We start from the raw sequence: 19,469 nt of genomic DNA, 5'->3' as shown, positions 1-19,469 counted from the left end.
AAACACCGTCAAAATTCGTAATCAATAAGGTGCGCCGCGATCTGGTCGACCAGAAATTGCCCTGCATGAAAATGGATATGAATGACTGCGGTTTAACAGTTAATTATACAAATTATTACAGAGGAAAAAATGACACAAGAACTATCAGGACGCCGCACGGCTGAAGAAGTACTGCAGACCCTTAAAGACGGCAACAAGCGCTTTATTTCTGGAAATCTCGAACACCCGAATCACTGTGAAGAGAGCCGTCAGAGTCTCGTCTCAGGCCAGGAGCCGATAGCGACGATCCTCACCTGTGCTGACTCCCGAGTCCCACCTGTCGACATATTTGACCAGGGCCTCGGCGACCTTTTCGTTGTACGGGTTGCGGGCAATGTGATCGGAGATCACACCCTTGGGTCAATAGAGTATGCGGTCAAACATCTGCACACCCCTTTGGTTATTGTCATGGGACACAGGAACTGTGGAGCCGTTGCTGCTGTAGCAAGCGGTGGCGCCCTTGAAGGACACATTGCCACCCTCGGTCCGGCTATCCAAACTGCTATCAAAAATGTAAAGGAGATGGAGGGAGATCTTATTAACAATGCATCCAAAGAGTTGGCAAAACAGATTGCAGTAAAAATTGCCGATTCTGAGCCGATTATAGCGGAACTTGTGCAGAGTGGAGCGGTGAAAATAGTTCCCGCTTACTACGATCTTCTCTCCGGTGAAGTAGAATTTCTCTAAACGTAAGAAGCTGTATTTCAGAGGTCGAATTTTCTGACTTTCACCTGTGTAGCAGATATAAATTTCCTGTTTTGACTGAGAACTCTTTGAATAAACAATCAGTTCCTGATCTGATTCAGGTAACAATTATGGAGATGTAAAGTGTTACGAATTATCTTATTCATAGCCACAAACTTGGCGATACTGGTCTTACTTGGAATTGTAATGAGTGTTTTTGGTGTCGATTCCAGGAGCACGAGCGGGTTGCTGATGATGGCACTTGTCTTCGGTATGGGCGGCTCATTTATCTCACTTGCGCTCTCTAAATGGATCGCTAAAAAATCAACCGGTGCCAAGGTTATCGTTAATCCTGCCAATCCGACCGAAAAATGGCTCTATGGGACTGTTGAACGAATGGCAAAAGAGGCGGATATTGGAATGCCTGAGGTCGCAATATATGAGTCGTCCGACATGAACGCCTTTGCAACAGGTATGAAGAAAAATGCAGCTCTTGTTGCAGTATCCTCAGGTCTATTGCACAATATGTCACGAGATGAGGTTGAGGCCGTGTTAGCGCATGAAATCACCCATGTTGCCTGTGGAGATATGGTGACTCTGGCTCTTATTCAGGGAGTTCTTAACACTTTTGTTATTCTGCTCTCTCGTCTTGCCGCCAATGTTTTCAACAATTTTCTCAGCGATGAGGATGGTGAAGGACTTGGCTTCTTTGGTTATATGGCTGTGACTATTGTGTTGGAACTTTTTCTGGGATTTTTTGCCTCGATTATTGTCATGTGGTTTTCGAGAAGAAGAGAGTTTGTCGCCGATAAAGGTGCAGCATATCTCTGCAGTAAAGAAAAAATGATCAGCGCCTTACGCAGATTACAGGCTCAGCACCAGCCTTCGCAGCTCCCTGATCAGGTTGCGGCCTTTGGAATAGGCCCATCCAAGGCTCGAATGGGGGGACTTCTCAGAAGCCATCCTCTACTTGAGGACAGAATTATTGCCCTTCAGAAGCTTTAATTTTGCGATCACTCGAACAGCGTCCATCGACAGCACATCTCTGTTGTCGGTGGATGTTTTTTTGCTCTTTCGTAGCAATTAAGCAAAGGGCACGAGGTTATTCCTATACCACTTTTCCACAAGGGAGCAATCCTTTGAGATTGCCCGATACCCGGTACCGGGAGCACTGTATATTCTTAAATGATGGCTCCAGCATGATGTTTTTTCCCTGTCCGAAAGGTTGTTTTTCATTCCGACAGGTTGTATAGTCCTATGGTAACCGCTGCTAATGTACTCATTATCTGCCCGTATCTTCTCGGGTTTTATCTGGGTATTTCTGGTGTCCGATCTGAATCCGTATTGGTTGTCATTGTAATGTTATTGATTTGGGATTCTGCATTGCTGAGTAGTTGATTCTAGGGCAAGGAGATAAAGCGGATGCTGCGGATATAACAAACGATCTGAAAGTGTTGTTGTCTGAGCTCACAAGTAAGGTACACAAAATTTTACAGGGTATGAGAGCTTTATGGCAGCAATGAGATGTATTGAGGAAAAGCTGGAGCAGGGACAGGTCGTCTTGCTTGATGGTGCCACTGGAACCGAACTCGAGAAGAGAGGGGTACCAATGAACAGCAAGGCCTGGTCGGCAGAAGCAATTGCTACACACCCAAGTATAGTACAGGCTGTACACGAAGACTATATACAGGCTGGTGCTGATATCGTTACCGTAAATTCATTTTCGACCGCAAGGCATATGCTTCTTCCGGCGGGCCTCACAGGGCAGTTCAGGCATCTCAATGTTGAGGCGGTGAATCTTGCAATTAGAGCTCGAGATACGGCAGGTATTCAGCCTGTGGCAATAGCCGGTTCCATTGCTCCGACCACTTTTTGTGCAGATCCGACGAAGTGTTATCCACCACTGCATGAAGCATATTTATGGTACCTTGAACAGGCAGAACTTCTTGTCGAGGCTGGGGTGGATCTGCTTCTGATCGAAATGATAGAGGACATCGAACAGGGTTCCCTGGCTGTGAAGGCCGCCTGCAGTACCGGTGTACCTGTCTGGCTTGGTTTTAGCTGCAGGCGAAATGATACCAATGATCTTATGCTCTGGGGACGGGAGCATACCCTGGTCGAAGGGGTTGAAACGATAGCAAAGATAGGAGGGTCTGCTGCATTTATAATGCATACCGATGTTTACGATACTTCTGAGGCGTTTTCTCAATTGAAATCAAGCTGGAAGGGGACTTTAGGAGTCTATGCCCATTCTGGACATTTTGTTATGCCGCACTGGAAGTTTAATGACACAATTTCACCTCAAGCTTATGCTAAAGAAGCCGGTGAATGGATCAAGTCAGGCGCCAGAATAATAGGTGGCTGCTGTGGTATCGGACCGGCACATATCTCCGAGATCAAGAGACAGTATTGTAGCTCAAAGTTCTAACCTGAAAAGCCGTGCATCGACAGCACGGATGGTTTTTGAAAAACATCATAATTACAGTACTATCTGGTGGTTGATCTCTTTGTTGTTTCCGTGGGAGCGTTTGCCCGTGATCATCACCTGTGCACCATGTAAAATTATTTTCATCTCCCCATGATTTATTATTTGTGTTTCTGAAATTTTAATTTATATAGTCGATTTTAAGCCCTATGCATTTCGCCCTTCTGGGTTGTACTTGCACCACACCAAAACCTCTTTTATCAGGATCTACTAAAATGTTATACCCACCTGAATTTGGCAATGACCCTCTGTTTCCTCAGGTTGAGGATTTTTCTATTGTTTTTAAAGATGAAAATGCGGGTCAAGGCGTGATCTGCTATCGCTTTTTTGAAAAAGGAACAGTCATTGCCAAGATTGCCAGAAATCCGGTTTCAGACCTGAGACAGCATACGCTGCAACTCTCAAAAACACTGCATAATTTTGATCCGTATTTTTCTGGCTATTTTCTTCATTCCTGTGACCCAAACGTTTCTGTTGATATGGAAAAGATGACAGTGACTGCTTTGAAAGACATTGAAGCCAACAGTTATATCTATATGGATTATGCCGAGACGGAAGATTATCTCTTTCGCCAGTTCCCCTGTTCCTGTGGGGCAGATAAATGTCGGAGTTGGATTACAGGCCGACTGGAACTCCCTTATAAGAAAACTGTAACTCGCAAGATGATGGGTCTACAGCCAAAGCACATTGACAGATCGATTGTCGCGCGATGACCAAGCATGATTTTTCAGACTGGTGGCAAAGGCCTGATCTTTGCTATCAGCAACAGCAATTGTATTTTTCAGGACATCGGGTCGCCGATTTTGCAAGACAAATGGGCTCGCCGACCTTTGTCTATTCCGCCAGACGGGTCAGAGACAATATTGAACGCGTAAAGCAGGCACTTGCGGTAGTGGCCGGGCAGCGGAATCACCGGCTCTACTACGCGATGAAAGCGAATCGTTTTGCCCCGCTCTTGACCTATCTGAAACAGACCGGTCTGTGTGGCATAGATGCCTGTTCCCCTGCAGAGGTTGAGCATGCTATCGGCTGCGGGTTTATGCCGGGAGATATATCTTTTACGGCAACGAGTCTTGCCGGAAAAGATTTTGATATCCTGGCCCGTTATGACGACCTGCTGTTTAATGCCGATTCCCTTTACGCAATTCGCGAATGGGGTAAACGAAGGCCTGGGTCTGAGATCGGTATCCGTATAAATCCGGCGGTAGGGGTCAGCAGAGCGAGCAACCAACTCTTGCAGTATGCGGGTCCTGTTACCACCAAATTCGGAATTTATAAGGAACAGTTTTCAGAGGCACTTGCAGTTGCAGAATCCTACGGGCTGGTTGTGCGGAGGATTCATTTTCATACTGGCTGCGGCTACCTTACAGATCAGTTGAGCCAGTGGCGCGCTGTGCTGAAAACCTGTCTGAGGTTTGTTGACCAGGTACCTACCGTGCAAAGGGTTAATATTGGCGGAGGACTAGGTGTGCCTCATGTCGAATCTGATGAGCCGCTGAATCTTGAGAGTTGGGCCTCAATAATCAAAGAATTCTTTACGACACGAGATCTCGCTGTTGATGTGGAACCGGGGGATTATCTGGTGAAGGATGCAGGGCTGTTGCTGCTCGGCATTACATACATCGAGGAAAAAGAGAGTACACGTATTCTGGGGGTGGATGCTGGTTTCAACATTGCCCCGGAACCCGCCTATTACAAGTTGCCTTTCCAGCCTGTCCCACTTTCTGACAGCAAAACGGTGGCGCGTACACCTTATCATGTGGTGGGTAACATTAACGAGGCCCTGGACATATGGTCAGAGAACGTTCTTCTCCCTGATATGACAGATGAGCACTATCTCGCCCTGATCAATGCTGGTGCCTACTCATCTTCGATGGCTTCGAATCATTGTATGCGGGGGCAGTTTAAGGAGTGTCTGCTGCTGTCGTAATCAGTTGTGCTGTTTGAGCTAAAAGTAGAGAATTGATTCTTTCATGGCAAATGCCTTTTCGCCACCCTAGGCCCACAAATTGAGTTTAGGGTTGGCGGCAAAGCCACGCAAAACATCTCCACGAGTGACTATGCCGACAAGCTTACCATCTTCCAGGACGGGCATAGCATCTATATGAAACTGGCTCAAAGCTATTGCAACTCTTCTGATGTCGGAAATTGAATCTGTACTGACAAATTCTTTTTTAATAACATCATCGACCAGGAGTTCCTGGTCGACTTTCACCTGGTTGTCAATCACGTTAATGCGTTTCAGAATATCTCTTTCGAAAAGCATTCCAACAATTTCTTTTTTTTCTGTTGTGACAATAACCTGTCGAATATTAAGCTTTCGCAGGATCCACCATGCTTCAGCTACGGGAGTTTCAGGGGCAATTGTGGTGGGAGGGGAAGACATTATCTGGTGCACATGAACCAGCGGTTCCACCATGTTGTTGTTTGATATTATTTTTTGATAGACGGCTACTGCTTGTGCTCCGGGTCCTTTGGGTAGGTTGAAGGAACTTTTCTCCTCATCAACAGGTTCGATGCTGGTTTTTCTTGAAATGGTTCGCCATTTCTCAAGATTTTCTAATGGACCTTTAAACTTCAGGCCATCAATATCGTTGACGTAGAACATGATGTGGACCACCTGTGAAAAATTATTCTGCAAGGGTTAGAGCCAATAAGTGTTCTGAATACGTACAAAGAATATAAGGATGTTTAGCTGGGGTGCCGAAAAAAAAGAGAGAAGAAGGTGCTATTCGCTACTTGTTCAGGAGGACCACGGTTTCGATATGATGTGTCTGGGGAAACATATCGATGGGTTGTATCCGTTGAATTGAAAAACCTTCCTTTTGTAGAGCTGCCAGGTCGCGGCACAGAGTTGCCGGATCACAGGAGATGTAAACGAGGCGCCCCTTGCAGAGAGCTTTTAGTCGGGATGAGAGTTCTGGAGCCCCTCCTCGTGGAGGGTCGATGAGAACACAGTCAAAGGATTGATTGTCTTCTATGAGTTGGAGGCAGCCTTTGTGGACTGGCTGTTTCTTGAAGGTGGTGTTAGAGAGATTTCCCCGAGAGGCGTTTAATGTTGCACACCTGATTGATGAGCCCTGTCCCTCAATAGCAAAGACACTGCCTGCGATTGCGGCAATTGGAATCGCAAAATTTCCCATACCGCAATAGAGATCGAGTATAGAGTCTGAGGGGTTCAGACCACAGAGGTCAATGACGGTTTCAATCATTTGTTTGTTCTGTTCCAGATTGACCTGGCAGAACCCTCCGGCCTCCCAGCTCAGCTCTATAGTGCCTGGTACTCCCTGGATCTGGGGGTAATGAACGGAGAGAAGGTTGCTGGTAGTATCCTTGTTTGCTGAAATTGGTCCTACAGTGGAAAAAGTATCTCCTGTAAAAAATATTCGGTCGATTTCATCTGTCTCCAGACAGAGTTTTTCAGCGGCTTTAACGTCAGCAGGGCGCGGTTTTCTCTTGAATCTGAAGATACAGGAAATCATATCTGTTGCAGGGTCCTGCTGCAGCTCAAGTTCAGTAGAAAGCTCAAGAAGCCTGTGGGTGTCCGATGTATTTATTGCTAAAAGTGCGCGGTTAATAGATTCTTTGGCGAGGAGACACTGTTGTACCTCAATAATTTCATTGGAGCGAAAACGGTTGAATCCCACCGATTTTCCGTCTTTTATCTGTAGTCTGATCCGCTGACGGTAGTGGAACGGTGAGGGGGCCGGGAGAACAGGTGCGATGATGTCGTCTATTGCATTCTCATCAATGATATTTTGACGCAGCAAAAGATCCAGAAGAATATCTTTTTTCAGTAGAAGCTGAGTTTCATAATTGCAATGCTGGAGGTTGCAGCCACCACAGATGGTGTAGTATTGGCATGGTGGTGCGATTCTGGCTGGGTGATATTGTTCAATTTGATCTATTTTCCCAAAAAGATAGTTTTTTTTAGACTCCTGAGTGGTTACAATGACAGTCTCGCCGGGTAGCCCGAATTGCACAAGGACAACCATATTGGAAGGAAGATGACCGAGGGCAAAGCCGCCGTTGACGATTTTCTCTATGTTGATTTTTTCCCTGTGCATTTATGACCGATAATTTGCTAATATTGATGGACCTGTAAATATCCGATGAGCTTTGTTGGAAAGCAATGACTGCTTAACATGAACATATTCTCTGAGTATGTTTTCACCTTATTGTATTCATAGAAAATGTGCGATGAATTGTTGTGTTGTACATTGAATGTTTTTTAGGACCGATCCTTTGATCGGGTTGAGTTTCTTTCTTTATGAGAGGACGTTGCTGACGCGACGACGAAATACGATTATTGCAGGTTTTTAATATATCATCTTTATCTTGTCGAATTGTATTCGTCCTGTTGTTTTCTTTTTGTATCGTCGAACCGGCTTTTACCGCTGGGGTTGCTGTGGATGTGAAGGTGAAAGGCGTTGGTACACCGCTCAGAGAGAATGTTCTTGCCCGGCTGAACCTGTTTTTGCAGAAAGACAACGTCAGGCTGCGGGAAACGACTGTGCTTCTGTTACATGAAAAGGCTGAAGAAGATATAAAATCGGCACTTGCACCATTTGGCTACTATCATCCTGTTATCCAATCTAAGATCCTGGAGGATGAGAATGGTTTTCATGCTGAATATATAATTGAAAAAGGTCCCCCTGTAATTGTTGAACAGGTTGATAAAAACATAGTTGGGGAAGGAAGCGAAAACACTGTTCTTCGAAAAGCACTCAACAACTGGGGCTTAAAGGTCGGTTCTACCCTTGACCAGGGGCTCTATGAGAAAGAGAAAAAAAGGCTTGTCAATGCCATCATAAATGAAGGGTATCTCGACGTCGTTTTTGTGCAAAAGTTGTTACTCGTCGATGTAAAAAAGAATACGGCTCATATCTCTCTAATCCTTGATACAAAAAAACAGTACGTTTTTGGTGATACAACCTGTGCACAGGAAATCCTCGAACAGAGTCTTCTGAACCGCTATCTTCCCTATTCTAAAGGGGATCCATATCGCCCCTCAAAACTTTTTGAACTCCAGGCAATCCTGTATCGAACCGATTTTTTCAGTCATGTCGTCGTTACAGGGGAGCTGGATCATGTTGAAGATAACTCTGTCCCGGTGAAGATTGAGCTTGTCAGCCCGGAAAAGAGGAACAAGTACAGTGTCGGCGGGGGATACGGTACCGATACGGGGGGACGGGTTAAGCTCGACTGGTCCAACCGTATTTTCAATAATCGCGGCCACACTATAAGTGCCTCTTTTCTCCTGGCTGAGTATGAAAACAGTATCAGTCTTCTTTATAAGATTCCACGGCAAGATCCACGTTACGATACCCTGATTAACAGCGTGGGTTACCAGGACAGCTCCTGGGACGACACCAATACCAGGTTGCTCACAGCGGCAATATCTCAGGAGCATTCCGGGGCCCGGTTTAAATTTAGTACCGGGCTGGAGATTCGCGATGAAGTTTACGATATTGGTGATACCAGCGGGGAATCAACATTGCTTCTCCCATCTCTGAATGCCGGGTTGATTTTTGCAGACGATATTTTAAACACCAACAAGGGGCTCTCCACTTCGGTAAACCTTTCCGGGGCCTACAAGGGATTTGTCTCCGATGCCAGTTTCCTCCAGGCAACGGTGAATGCAAAAGCTGTGTACAAGCCATTTCAGCAGTGGAAACTGATCGGTCGTATATCAGTTGGTGGTACTCTGGTTGACTCCATTGATTCTTTGCCACCATCCCTTCGTTATTATACCGGTGGCGATTCGACAATACGTGGCTATTCCTACAAATCAATCGGCACTGAAGACAGTTCAGGTACGGTGATAGGTGGACGTTACCTTATCATTCAATCCCTCGAATTGGAGCGGATTGTTACCCAATACTGGAGTGTTGCTGCTTTCTGGGATGGGGGGACGGCAACGGACGACCTCAGTCTTGATTATTATCAGGGTGTTGGTGGTGGGGTTCGCTTTCGCCTGCCTTTTGGTCAGATTCGCTTAGATGTCGCGTCTGCTATTACAGAGGACGGGACGCCTTTCAGGGTACATTTGACGGTGGGAGGTGATTTGTAATGAAAAAGACTACGATCGTTTCATTCGTTCTTATCCTTTTTCTCACCCTTTTTCTGGTGACCTCTTTTTTGGTCGTCACGAGGACAGGACTGGTTGTACTTAAAAATGGAGCAAATAGTTTTCTCGGGAATGTCGTTTCGATTGGCTCTGTTGAAGGTCGGCTGGGAGATCATTTTCTTCTGGGAGACGTCCATATCTCAACTTCTGCAACAGATATTGAGATTGGGCGATTTGAGTGGGACTGGCATCCTTTTGCACTGTTTAAACGAACTCTCGACATCACTTCCTGTAAAACGGTGAATGTAAGTGTACAGCTGAAGGCAACTGACGTTGAAGATCAACAGGATTATGAAGTAAAACCAGGGCTGAGTCTGTCGGCAAGCCTATTACCGTTTATCCTCAAGCTAAATGACCTTTCACTGGAGGATATCAAACTAAAAGGGGCGGACGGTGAGCTGCTTTTTGAACTTTTTTCTCTTCACACCAGTATGCAAATTCACAGAGATCTGCTGGTTGTGGAGAGTTTTGCGGCTGAAGCCCCCGACTTAGGTTTGACCTTTCATGGAAATGTAGAAACTTTTAAAGATTGGGATCTTGATCTTCTGGGGACTTGGCATCTCAAAGGCTATGGTTTTCATCCATCAAAAGGCACCTTTACTTTTACAGGACCGCTTGCAAATCCGGGTGTCACCGTGACTCTGGTTGATCCGGCTGATATCCGGGTTAAAGGGGTTATTCATAATCTTTTGGAGTCCCCCACCTGGACGGCTGATCTTGATGCCAAAAACGTTAATCTCTACACCTGGATATACCATTGCCCTGAGATAATTCTTGAGTCAGTACACGGAGATATGTCAGGAGATTTTGGCCATTATCGTGGTCTGGTGCTGGCAGAGGGCAAGTGGGGAGTCGCGGACAATTTACACCTTCGCAGCAATATTGACGGCAATGGACTGGGGATTATCTTCAATTCACTGCGAATTGATCGTGATAAAGGTTCTGCGGTTGCCACAAATGCCAGTATCTCCTGGGCAAAATTGTTTTCCTGGGAAGCCGATCTTGAGGTCAATGATTTTGCACCTGCCATGTTCGTTCCGGATTTTGATGGAACGGTATCGTCGCGGTTTCACAGTGTGGGAGATGTCACCGAAAAAGGTCTTGAGGCCTCTTTTGATCTGGAGACGATGCAGGGGCTTTTTTCCGGATACGCCTGGTCTGCCACAGGAAAGCTTGGTCTTACTGAAAATGGGATTTTTAGTGACGACCTGAAACTTCATAGTGAAGATGTGGGAGGGCTTGCCATTGTGCGCAATGCAGGACTTTTCTGGGAAGATAAACTCAGCTGGAAAGCAAATGTTGATCTTGATGGTTTTGATCCAAGCTTTATAAATCCCGAACTGTCCGGCAAAATAAGCGGTAATATCATCAGTGAGCTGCAGTGGCTGGAAAGTATACCTGCCGGTTTTCTGAAAATCTCTGATCTTTCCGGAACTCTTAAGGGGCATGTCCTTTCTGGTGGCGGCAATATTGCCATTGATGGTGGTGCGTTGAGTTCGACGGGACTCAGTATCAATCTTGGTCGATCTCAGCTGCTTGTATCCGGGGTAGTGGAAAAAGAGCTCGGACTGCAGTTTGCTGTTACATCAGCCGATCTCTCAGAGCTTGGTAAAGATATCTTTGGAGAGCTTGATTTGCGAGGTCACCTTGGTGGTACTAGAGAGGAACCACGCTTTGATCTTCAATTTTCAGGGAAAAATCTTATTCTGTCTCAAGCAGAAATGAAGGGTCTATCAGGCCACCTCAAGGTAAGCCTTGCCCCTGATGGTGTCGTAGAAGGCCAGGTCAATATTGATGATGGACTGCTGGGAGGGGCCGATTTAACTTCTGCCCGGTTCGATTTATCCGGCACCAGGGAAGAGCACTCTCTGAAAAGCAAATTAACAGGGCCTGAGGGAGTTTTGGCCTTTGTTCTGGAAGGGAAGTATCATGAAGGGTGGCGCGGAAAGCTTTCGGAATTTGTGCTGAAAACGACAGGTTTTGGTTCATGGCGGCAGGTGGATGATTCGCCCGTTGATTTTTTGGAAAAGCGTCTGGGGGTGAAGCAATTTTGTCTGCAGAGCACGGAGGCCAGTGCAGATGGAACACTCTGTCTTACAGGGGAGGTGAATCGAAAAGACACTCCTGAATGGTTTCTTACTGCGGATCTCAATGCATTTCAACTCAAACAGCTCAGTCGCATGGATTTGGGCTTTCCACCGATCACCGGCCGTCTTGATGTAAATCTTGAAGCTGCAGGTGATCTGAACGGAGTTCGCCTTGCAGCGGTAACGGCCAGTCTTCCTCAACTGAACACTCTTCTTGAGGTGGCTGAGGGTGATTATGTTACTTTTCAGCTCAGTGATTCCTCTTTAACGGCCGATCTGGAAAATGAACAGTTGGGACTCAACTTATTTTTCAGGGCAGAAAAAGGTGGGACACTTCGTTTATCTGGGCAGGTTGCCGATATCGGTCGATTTGACAGGCCGCTTTCGTCCAGCACAATCGTTGGCAACCTTACGCTTGATAAATATTATCTCAATCATCTCAGCGCCTTTACCGGATATGGCGTTGAGACAATGGGCTGGGTCAGCAGTTCGCTGACCCTTGCAGGAACTCTCGGAAAACCCCAAATATATGGGGAAATGGCCCTGCAGGAAGGAGGCCTTGAACTCCCCTACCAGGGTATAACTCTTGACAATGTCAAGCTTGAAGTCAGTGGTAATGATTCAGGTGCTGTTGTCCGCGGTTCAGCCCGTTCAGGTGAAGGGCAAATAAATGTCTTCGGCCATATTGATGATGGTGAGGACGGCGTCGAGGCTGTACTTAAGCTTGAGGGACAAAATTTCCTTCTGGTTGATCTCCCTGAATACACCTTCAAGGTAAATCCCCATGCAGAACTTACCCTGAACAGGAATAAAGGTCAGATACACGGAAAAGTGACCGTTGTCTCGGGACTTATCGCTCCGGAAGAATTGAGTGAGGCATTGAAGGTTTCTGAGGATGTTGTAATCATAGACGAAGATAAAGTTCATGTGAGCAAAGGATATCCTTTTTACCTCGATCTCGACGTTGCCCTGGGGGATAAGGTAAAGGTCGATGGTTACGGTCTCAACGGTCGATTGGCGGGGAATTTGAACGTCAAGATTACTCCCGAAGAATTTATTACAGGAAGAGGTGAATTGGATCTTCTCGATTCCACTTTTTCTTTTTATGGCCGGAGTCTTGATATTGCCCGGGGCCGTATTCTCTTTACTGGTGGACCTATTGATAATCCGGGTGTGGATATCAGAGCTCAGAAGGTTGTAACTGCAGAAACTGCACGTGATGATGCATATACGGTGGGTGTTGATATTAATGGCCTTGTGCAAAATCTGCAGTATCACCTTTTCTCGGACCCTTATATGGACGATACCGATATCCTTTCCCAGATGGTAGTAGGCCATTCCTTTGCCAGTTCCAGTGAGGCTGAAAGCTCTCTTCTCGAGGCTGCGGCAACAACCCTTGGTCTTGCTGGGAGTTCGAAGATTATGGATGGCTTGGAAAAGCTTTTGTTCATTGATGATCTGCATCTTGAAGGCAGTACCAAGGCCCAGGATGTTTCCTTGGTGGTTGGAAAGCGCATCACTGATGACTTGTACATAGGCTATGATATGAATATGTTCAGCCAGCTCGGTCAGTTCCGCGTTCGTTATGATTTGAGTCGCGGCTTTTATGTTGAGACAAGAAGCTCCTCAGAGTCAACCGGGGCCGATCTTATCTACTCCTTTGAACGGTAGTTTAAAGAACAGGAATGGGCCGATAAAGCCCGTCATACTATATGGTTAAAAATAAGTCAGTAAAAGTTCTTGTCGTGGATGACGATCAGGTTCATCGATTCATGCTTGTCTCAATGCTTACTGAGTGGGGCTGGAGTTGTGCCCAGGCAGACGATGGAACAACGGCGGTTGCTGCAGTTGAAAATCACAGTTACGATGCGGTGTTGATGGATGTGCGCATGACAAAAATGGATGGTCGGGAAGCCTTTAGCCGTATCCAGGCGATTAATCCGACCCTGCCGGTAATAATTATGACGGCCTATTCTTCCGTTGACGACGCAGTGGAGGCGATTCAGCAGGGAGCCCATGATTATTTGACCAAGCCTCTGGATTTTGAACGGCTGCGCCTCACCCTGATGCGGGCAGTCGATCATCATCAGGTTGCAAACAATAAGCAGCGGACCCATCGAGCAGAGAACGTGCTTGACACTGAGATTATAGGAGCCTCTAAACCGATGCTTGAACTGCTTGATATGGTAGGTTATGTGGCTCCCACCGAGGCTACTGTACTTATTTATGGAGAGTCAGGAACCGGCAAGGAACTGGTTGCCGAGGCACTGCATAATAATTCGGAGAGGCGGGGGAAGCCCTTTGTGAAGGTGAACTGTGCCGCTATTGTTGAAAATCTGTTGGAATCTGAATTGTTTGGTCATGAAAAGGGGGCTTTTACCGGGGCTGAAAAACGACGTGAAGGAAAATTCGTTCAGGCTGATGGTGGGACGTTGTTTTTAGATGAGATAGGTGATACTTCCCAGGCAATGCAGGTTAAACTATTGCGTGTATTACAAGAGCAGGAACTGCAGAGAGTTGGTGGGGAAGAAACAATTTCTGTGGATGTGCGTATCATTGCAGCCACAAACAGAGATCTGGAGGAGGAGGTCGCCGCAGGCAGATTCAGGGAAGATCTCTACTATCGCCTCAATGTGGTGATGCTGACTGTTCCACCGCTGAGAGAGCGATCTTCAGACATTGCCCTGCTCGTTGAACATTTTGCTGAAAAGTTTGCGAAAAAAAACAGAAGGGCACTCGATAAAATTACAGATCAATGTATGAAATATCTCAAGCAGTATAGCTGGCCTGGCAATGTGAGGGAGCTGGAAAATGCAATTGAGCGCGGGATAATACTGATGCGGGGATCGGAGTTGACAGAAAAGAGCCTCCCTCTGCCTATCCAGAAGATATCTCTGAAAGAAGATGAGGTTGATGATCAAAGCCCAACCTCGCTCTTTGACGCAGAGAAACAGTTGATCATGAAAACCATTAAAGAGACGGATGGGAATAAAAGTGAAGCAGCCCGTCGCCTCGGGATCACCCGTAAGACCCTGCAGAACAAGCTCAATAGATATCATAACCAGTCCTAATTAGCAAATGTCGTAATGTTTTCGTGTTTTTGACCCTTGTCGTGTCAGAGGGGTTTCTAGGTTTTCCGCCGATATTGTTTGTATTCCTTTGGCCCAAAAAAATCATAAAAATCAACAGATAATCCTGTGTTGTTTTTATTGATTCCCCGTCACTTGACAAGGAAAAACCCGCTACTTATTGTTGGCTCAGGTTTTGAAATGGTCAGGCGGAAAAGCGTTTTTTAAGCAGAAGTTGTGCCTGAAACAAGAATTGGAGAAAAATGGAGGAGTAGGTGAGCGAGGTAAAGGTAAACGAAGAACTCCAAGACGAAACGGTAGTCGCTGATGGTGAAGCGGCTGATATAAATGAGCTGGAAGCCGATCATGATGTGCAGACAGAAGACGGCGAGCGAAATGTTGAACAGGAACTGGCTGAAGCAAAGGATCAGATTGCAGAACTCCATGACAGGATGTTGCGTGCGGCTGCGGAAAATGAAAATTTTAAAAAGCGTGTAGAACGTGAACGCCTGGCGAGCCTTAAATATGCTGGAGAAACCATACTGAGAGAAATGCTTCCAACGGTTGATAACCTTGAGCGTGCTCTGAGTCAGGGGGTGATCGAAGGTGCTGATGCGGAGAAAAACCTGAGCGCCCTTTTGGAGGGGGTACAGTTGACCTTAAAGAGTCTTCTTGCCACACTTGAAAAGTTTGAGGTGAAGGCCATCAACAGTGTTGGAGAACCCTTTGACCCCAAACATCAGGAGGCTCTTACCATGGATTCTCACGACACGATTCCTGAAAACCATGTTATCACTGAATTCGAGAAAGGTTACTATTATAAAGACAGGTTGCTTCGAGCAGCTAAAGTCGTTGTTTCATCAGGCAAAAAGGCGTAAGAACCTGGCTGGACACATGTGTTGAAAACAGGTCGTGATCACTTGACAAACCCGTGAGGATGACAACCTTAAAAGAGGTTGCCACTACCATGGGTAGAGCAATAAAAAACACTTTGAGCAATGCTGGATGGATATATAATCCGCTGAGAATGATTTAAGGAGAAAGAAGATGGGTAAGATTATTGGAATTGACCTGGGTACCACCAATTCTTGTGTAGCTATTATGGAAGGTGGCGATCCAAAGGTTATTGCCAACGTTGAGGGTAACAGGACGACTCCTTCTGTGGTGGCTTTTACTGATAATGATGAGCGTCTGGTCGGACAGGTGGCAAAGCGTCAGGCTGTGACCAATCCAACCCGTACGCTTTATGCAGTAAAAAGACTTATTGGACGTAAATTTACAGATGGTGAGGTGAAACGTTCGATAGATATCAGTCCTTTTGCGATTGTCGAAGGCACCAACGGCAGTGTATCTGTAGATGTTGGAGGTAAGGTGTACAGGCCGGCAGAAATTTCCGCCATGATTCTTGCCAAGATGAAGCAGACCGCTGAAGAATATCTGGGCGAAGAGGTAACGGATGCAGTTGTTACTGTACCTGCCTACTTTAATGACTCACAACGTCAGGCAACGAAAGATGCGGGTAAGATTGCAGGGCTTAACGTTCAACGTATTATCAACGAGCCAACTGCTGCATCTCTGGCCTACGGTCTTGATAAAAAAGGTGAGGAAAAAATTGCCGTATTTGACCTCGGTGGTGGTACTTTTGATGTGTCCATTCTCGAGATCGGCGATGGCGTCTTCGAAGTAAAATCCACAAATGGTGATACCTTCCTTGGTGGTGAAGATTTTGACATGAGAATCGTCAACTGGCTTGCTGATGAGTTCAAACGCCAGCAGGGAATCGATCTCAGAAATGATAAGATGGCACTTCAGCGCCTCAAAGAGGAAGCTGAAAAAGCAAAAATGGAGCTTTCCACCACGAAAGAAACCGATATTAACCTGCCATTCATTACGGCAGATGCCTCCGGTCCCAAGCACCTCAACCTCAAACTCAGCCGTGCCAAACTTGAGAGTCTGGTTGGCGACCTGATTGAACGATGTGTTGGTCCCTGTGTTACTGCACTCAAAGACGCAGGCTTGAAGGCCTCTGAAATTGATGAAGTAATTCTCGTTGGTGGCATGACCCGTATGCCTTTAGTTCAGGAGAAGGTTAAGGAGATTTTTGGTAAAGAGCCACACAAAGGTGTGAATCCAGATGAAGTTGTAGCCATTGGTGCAGCCATTCAGGGTGGTGTTCTTCAGGGTGATGTGAAAGATGTTCTTCTGCTTGACGTAACACCTCTGTCACTTGGAATCGAGACCCTCGGTGGTGTGACCACAAAACTGATCGAGAAGAATACGACGGTTCCAACCAAGAAAAGTCAGATCTTCTCTACCGCTGCCGATAGTCAGCCTGCCGTTTCCATTCACGTGCTGCAAGGGGAACGTGAAATGGCCCAGGACAACAAGACTATTGGTCGCTTTGAACTCTCTGACATCCCACCTGCACCCCGTGGTGTACCACAGATTGAAGTTACCTTTGATCTTGATGCCAACGGTATTCTTGCTGTTTCTGCAAAAGATCTCGGCACCGGTAAAGAGCAGTCCATCAAGATTACTGCATCATCTGGTTTAACCCAGGATGAGATCGATCGTATGACCAAAGATGCCGAGCTTCACGCAGAGGAAGACAAGCGTCGTAAGGAGTTGGTCGAAACCAGAAACTCAGCAGACGCGATGGTTCACGCAACAGAAAAGAGTCTGAAAGATCTTGGCGACAAGGTTGATGCGGAAACCAAGGCGAACGTTGAACGGGAAATTGAAAACGTCAATAAACTCAAAGACAGTGATGATGTTGATGCCATTAAGGCAGCTGTTGAAGCACTTACCCAGGCATCGCACAAACTTGCCGAAATGATGTACCAGCAAGCATCCAAGGAAAATCCTGAAAGTGCAGCGGGTGCTGAAGGTAGTGCAAAACCAAAGAAGGACGACGATGACGACGTGGTAGACGCCGATTTCGAAGAGGTAAAATAAGCAGGAAACTGTGTAAGCCTTGATCGTTTTAAGGGGAGTGGAGAAGGTTGTTTTCTCTACTCCCCTTTTTTTTGTTTTTGCGTTATTGTAGCCCTTCTACGTTATGCAGATAGAGACAGCGGCGAAGGGAAGGTCAGTCTTTTAGTGGACGTTTTTATCAGAGGATCAATATACTTAAAGTAGATTTGAGACGCTGCCTGAAAACACCGCGTCTTGCATATTACCTTATTTCCATCATTATCCCCGTGTGGTGTAAAGACATTTTACGGGTTTATCAATCGTCTAAATTTATAAATTATTGAAAAGAACAATGAAAATACTATCTGGAATCCAACCCTCAGGCCAATTACATATTGGTAATTATTTTGGTATGATGCAGACTATGATCTCCAACATGGAGACTTCTGAATTGTATGTTTTTATCGTCGATCTGCACGCGCTCACATCAGTGCACGATAGGGAAAAACTTGCGAAGGGCACTCTGGAGGCTGCAGCTGATTTCCTGGCACTTGGTCTTGATCCGGAAAAATGTATTTTCTGGGTACAATCTGATGTTCCTGAAGTTTGTGAGCTGTCATGGGCTTTGTCGACACTCACTCCAATGGGGTTACTTGAGCGCTGCCACTCTTATAAAGATAAGGTGGCTAAAGGTATTGCTGCCAGCCATGGTCTTTTTGCCTATCCCGTTTTAATGGCAGCAGATATCCTGTTATACCAGGCAGATCGTGTGCCAGTTGGCAAAGATCAAAAGCAGCATCTTGAGGTCGCACGGGATCTTGCCATGAAGTTTAATAATCAATATGGAGAAACCTTTGTAGTCCCGGAGCCGGCCATCAGTGAATCGACGGCTACTGTACCTGGCCTTGACGGCCAGAAGATGAGCAAATCCTACGGCAACACCATCCCTATTTTTATGGAAGGCAAGGAGTTGAAAAAACGGGTCATGGCCATTGAGACCGATGCCAAACCTGTAGATGATCCTAAAGATCCGGATACCTGTAATCTCTATCAGATGATGCAGCTCTTTGCTTCAAAAGAACGAATGGAAGAAATCCGCGGGCTCTACGTTAATGGTGGTGCGGCATATGGTTATTTGAAGCTTGAACTGCTCGATCTGTTAAACGACACCTTCGGGGTGGCCAGAGAAAAGAAAAAAGAATATATGGCTGATCCTGAAATGGTCCGGCAGATTTTGAGGAAAGGTAGAGATAAAGCGCGAGAAAAAGCAAGTGTAACGATGGATCTCGTTCGTGAGAGGATTGGGCTGAAGTACTAGTCACATTCGTGAATCTGTGTAGCTCATAACCGAGTCGTCAACCGTGCAGGTGTCGATATCTTAAGCACATCTTTAATGGTTGAAAGACCCGGAGAGCCGCCCGCCTCCAACAAAAGGAGTTCTTTTTTGGAACTCCGGGTTGGTCAGGGCAAAGAGGTGGAAGCCCTTTGCAACTTGATTTTTTATAATAGCGACAACCCCGTACAGGTTTGCATCAACCTCCAAAGAATTTCTTTGCCACCCTCGACAGCCAGCTCGACGGATCTTTTTTTTCCATAGAGCTGGCTTTCTCCTGTTCTATTGCCCTGAGATGTGCCCGGACTGGTTTGACATACGCGGCATCGTCACGCTGGATGTGATTAATCAACCATCGCCTGAGAAGTGCGTGGAATTCATCTGCGATATCTTCGCCGGCTTTAAATCGCTCACTGAATGTGACAACCCGGGCTATGAGAGTTTTGTGGATGTGCCGATGGGGCCCTGTGAAAGGATAATTCGCCTGTTCCATGAGGGCTTCTTCAAAGGCAAAGTGTGACAGCGTATAATCTGCCATCCCTTCAATGACATTTTTTACTTTTGTTCTACTGTTCAGCTTTCGTGCCGTATCAAGTTGGTTGACGTAGTCGAGGAGCTGCCTGTGTTGGATATCTATTTCATGAATCCCTGTATTATACGATTGTTTCCAAATGAGTTCTGTCATAAAATCCCTTGATGAAGCTATAAACCTAATATCTTGAATAAATTA

The 19,469-nt window shown here is 46.1% G+C and carries 14 protein-coding genes; 11 read left to right on the top strand and 3 right to left on the bottom strand.

The genetic code is table 11. The annotated features are described in order from the left end of the window. Positions 1-129 precede the first annotated feature (129 nt). The 5 genes from FCL48_RS05475 to FCL48_RS05455 all read left to right on the top strand — a co-directional run bounded on the left by FCL48_RS05475 (position 130) and on the right by FCL48_RS05455 (position 5,138). Positions 130-726 carry a carbonic anhydrase gene (locus FCL48_RS05475; RefSeq protein WP_136871250.1) on the top strand — a complete coding sequence of 199 codons (597 nt, stop codon included), beginning with the start codon at positions 130-132 and terminating at the stop codon, positions 724-726. A 141-nt stretch (positions 727-867) separates the two neighbouring features. Further along, positions 868-1,728, top strand: coding sequence for a protease HtpX (gene htpX / locus FCL48_RS05470; RefSeq protein WP_136871249.1), 861 nt, complete (start codon positions 868-870; stop codon positions 1,726-1,728). Positions 1,729-2,233: 505 nt separating this feature from the next. Further along, entirely contained in the window at positions 2,234-3,151 is a 918-nt protein-coding gene (locus tag FCL48_RS05465) for a homocysteine S-methyltransferase family protein (protein ID WP_136871248.1), read from the top strand. Positions 3,152-3,423: 272 nt separating this feature from the next. Further along, positions 3,424-3,921: an SET domain-containing protein-lysine N-methyltransferase gene (locus tag FCL48_RS05460; RefSeq protein ID WP_136871247.1), complete on the top strand. Its 498-nt coding sequence runs from the start codon at positions 3,424-3,426 to the stop codon at positions 3,919-3,921. After that, entirely contained in the window at positions 3,918-5,138 is a 1,221-nt protein-coding gene (locus FCL48_RS05455; RefSeq protein WP_136871246.1) for a diaminopimelate decarboxylase, read from the top strand. Before FCL48_RS05460 ends, FCL48_RS05455 begins: the two co-directional genes overlap by 4 nt. Before the next feature lie 66 nt (positions 5,139-5,204). Here the strand turns inward: FCL48_RS05455 and FCL48_RS05450 are convergent, their stop codons facing one another. Both FCL48_RS05450 and rlmD read right to left on the bottom strand, forming a co-directional pair. Further along, complete coding sequence (locus FCL48_RS05450; RefSeq protein WP_136871245.1) at positions 5,205-5,816, bottom strand: HPP family protein; 612 nt, start codon at positions 5,814-5,816, stop codon at positions 5,205-5,207. Between the two features lie 127 nt (positions 5,817-5,943). Then, entirely contained in the window at positions 5,944-7,275 is a 1,332-nt protein-coding gene (gene rlmD, locus FCL48_RS05445) for a 23S rRNA (uracil(1939)-C(5))-methyltransferase RlmD (RefSeq protein WP_136871244.1), read from the bottom strand. Positions 7,276-7,568: 293 nt separating this feature from the next. Between rlmD and FCL48_RS05440 the strand changes: the two genes are divergently transcribed. The 6 genes from FCL48_RS05440 to trpS all read left to right on the top strand — a co-directional run bounded on the left by FCL48_RS05440 (position 7,569) and on the right by trpS (position 18,724). Then, on the top strand, positions 7,569-9,281 hold the full coding sequence (locus FCL48_RS05440) for an autotransporter assembly complex family protein (RefSeq protein ID WP_169309097.1): 1,713 nt from the start codon (positions 7,569-7,571) through the stop codon (positions 9,279-9,281). Next, positions 9,281-13,096: a translocation/assembly module TamB domain-containing protein gene (locus FCL48_RS05435; RefSeq protein ID WP_136871242.1), complete on the top strand. Its 3,816-nt coding sequence runs from the start codon at positions 9,281-9,283 to the stop codon at positions 13,094-13,096. The genes FCL48_RS05440 and FCL48_RS05435 overlap by 1 nt, the downstream gene beginning before the upstream one ends. A 41-nt stretch (positions 13,097-13,137) precedes the next feature. Next, positions 13,138-14,496 (top strand): sigma-54 dependent transcriptional regulator, encoded by a 1,359-nt coding sequence (locus FCL48_RS05430; protein WP_136871241.1) that lies wholly within the window; start codon positions 13,138-13,140, stop codon positions 14,494-14,496. 272 nt (positions 14,497-14,768) lie between these two features. Continuing rightward, a complete protein-coding gene (locus tag FCL48_RS05425) occupies positions 14,769-15,371 on the top strand; it encodes a nucleotide exchange factor GrpE (RefSeq protein ID WP_169309096.1) in 603 nt (200 codons plus the stop codon). A 169-nt stretch (positions 15,372-15,540) separates the two neighbouring features. Continuing rightward, complete coding sequence (gene dnaK / locus FCL48_RS05420; protein WP_136871240.1) at positions 15,541-17,448, top strand: molecular chaperone DnaK; 1,908 nt, start codon at positions 15,541-15,543, stop codon at positions 17,446-17,448. 310 nt (positions 17,449-17,758) lie between these two features. After that, positions 17,759-18,724, top strand: coding sequence for a tryptophan--tRNA ligase (gene trpS, locus FCL48_RS05415; protein WP_136871239.1), 966 nt, complete (start codon positions 17,759-17,761; stop codon positions 18,722-18,724). A 214-nt stretch (positions 18,725-18,938) separates the two neighbouring features. Here trpS and FCL48_RS05410 read toward each other — a convergent pair whose 3' ends face one another. After that, a complete protein-coding gene (locus tag FCL48_RS05410) occupies positions 18,939-19,424 on the bottom strand; it encodes a bacteriohemerythrin (protein WP_136871238.1) in 486 nt (161 codons plus the stop codon). Positions 19,425-19,469: the final 45 nt, after the last annotated feature.

Origin of the sequence: Desulforhopalus sp. IMCC35007 (assembly GCF_005116575.1) — a bacterium.
Classification (GTDB): domain Bacteria; phylum Desulfobacterota; class Desulfobulbia; order Desulfobulbales; family Desulfocapsaceae; genus Desulforhopalus_A.
The sequence above is the reverse complement of the archived record's forward strand: the minus strand, read 5'-3'. Positions and strand labels throughout refer to the sequence as shown.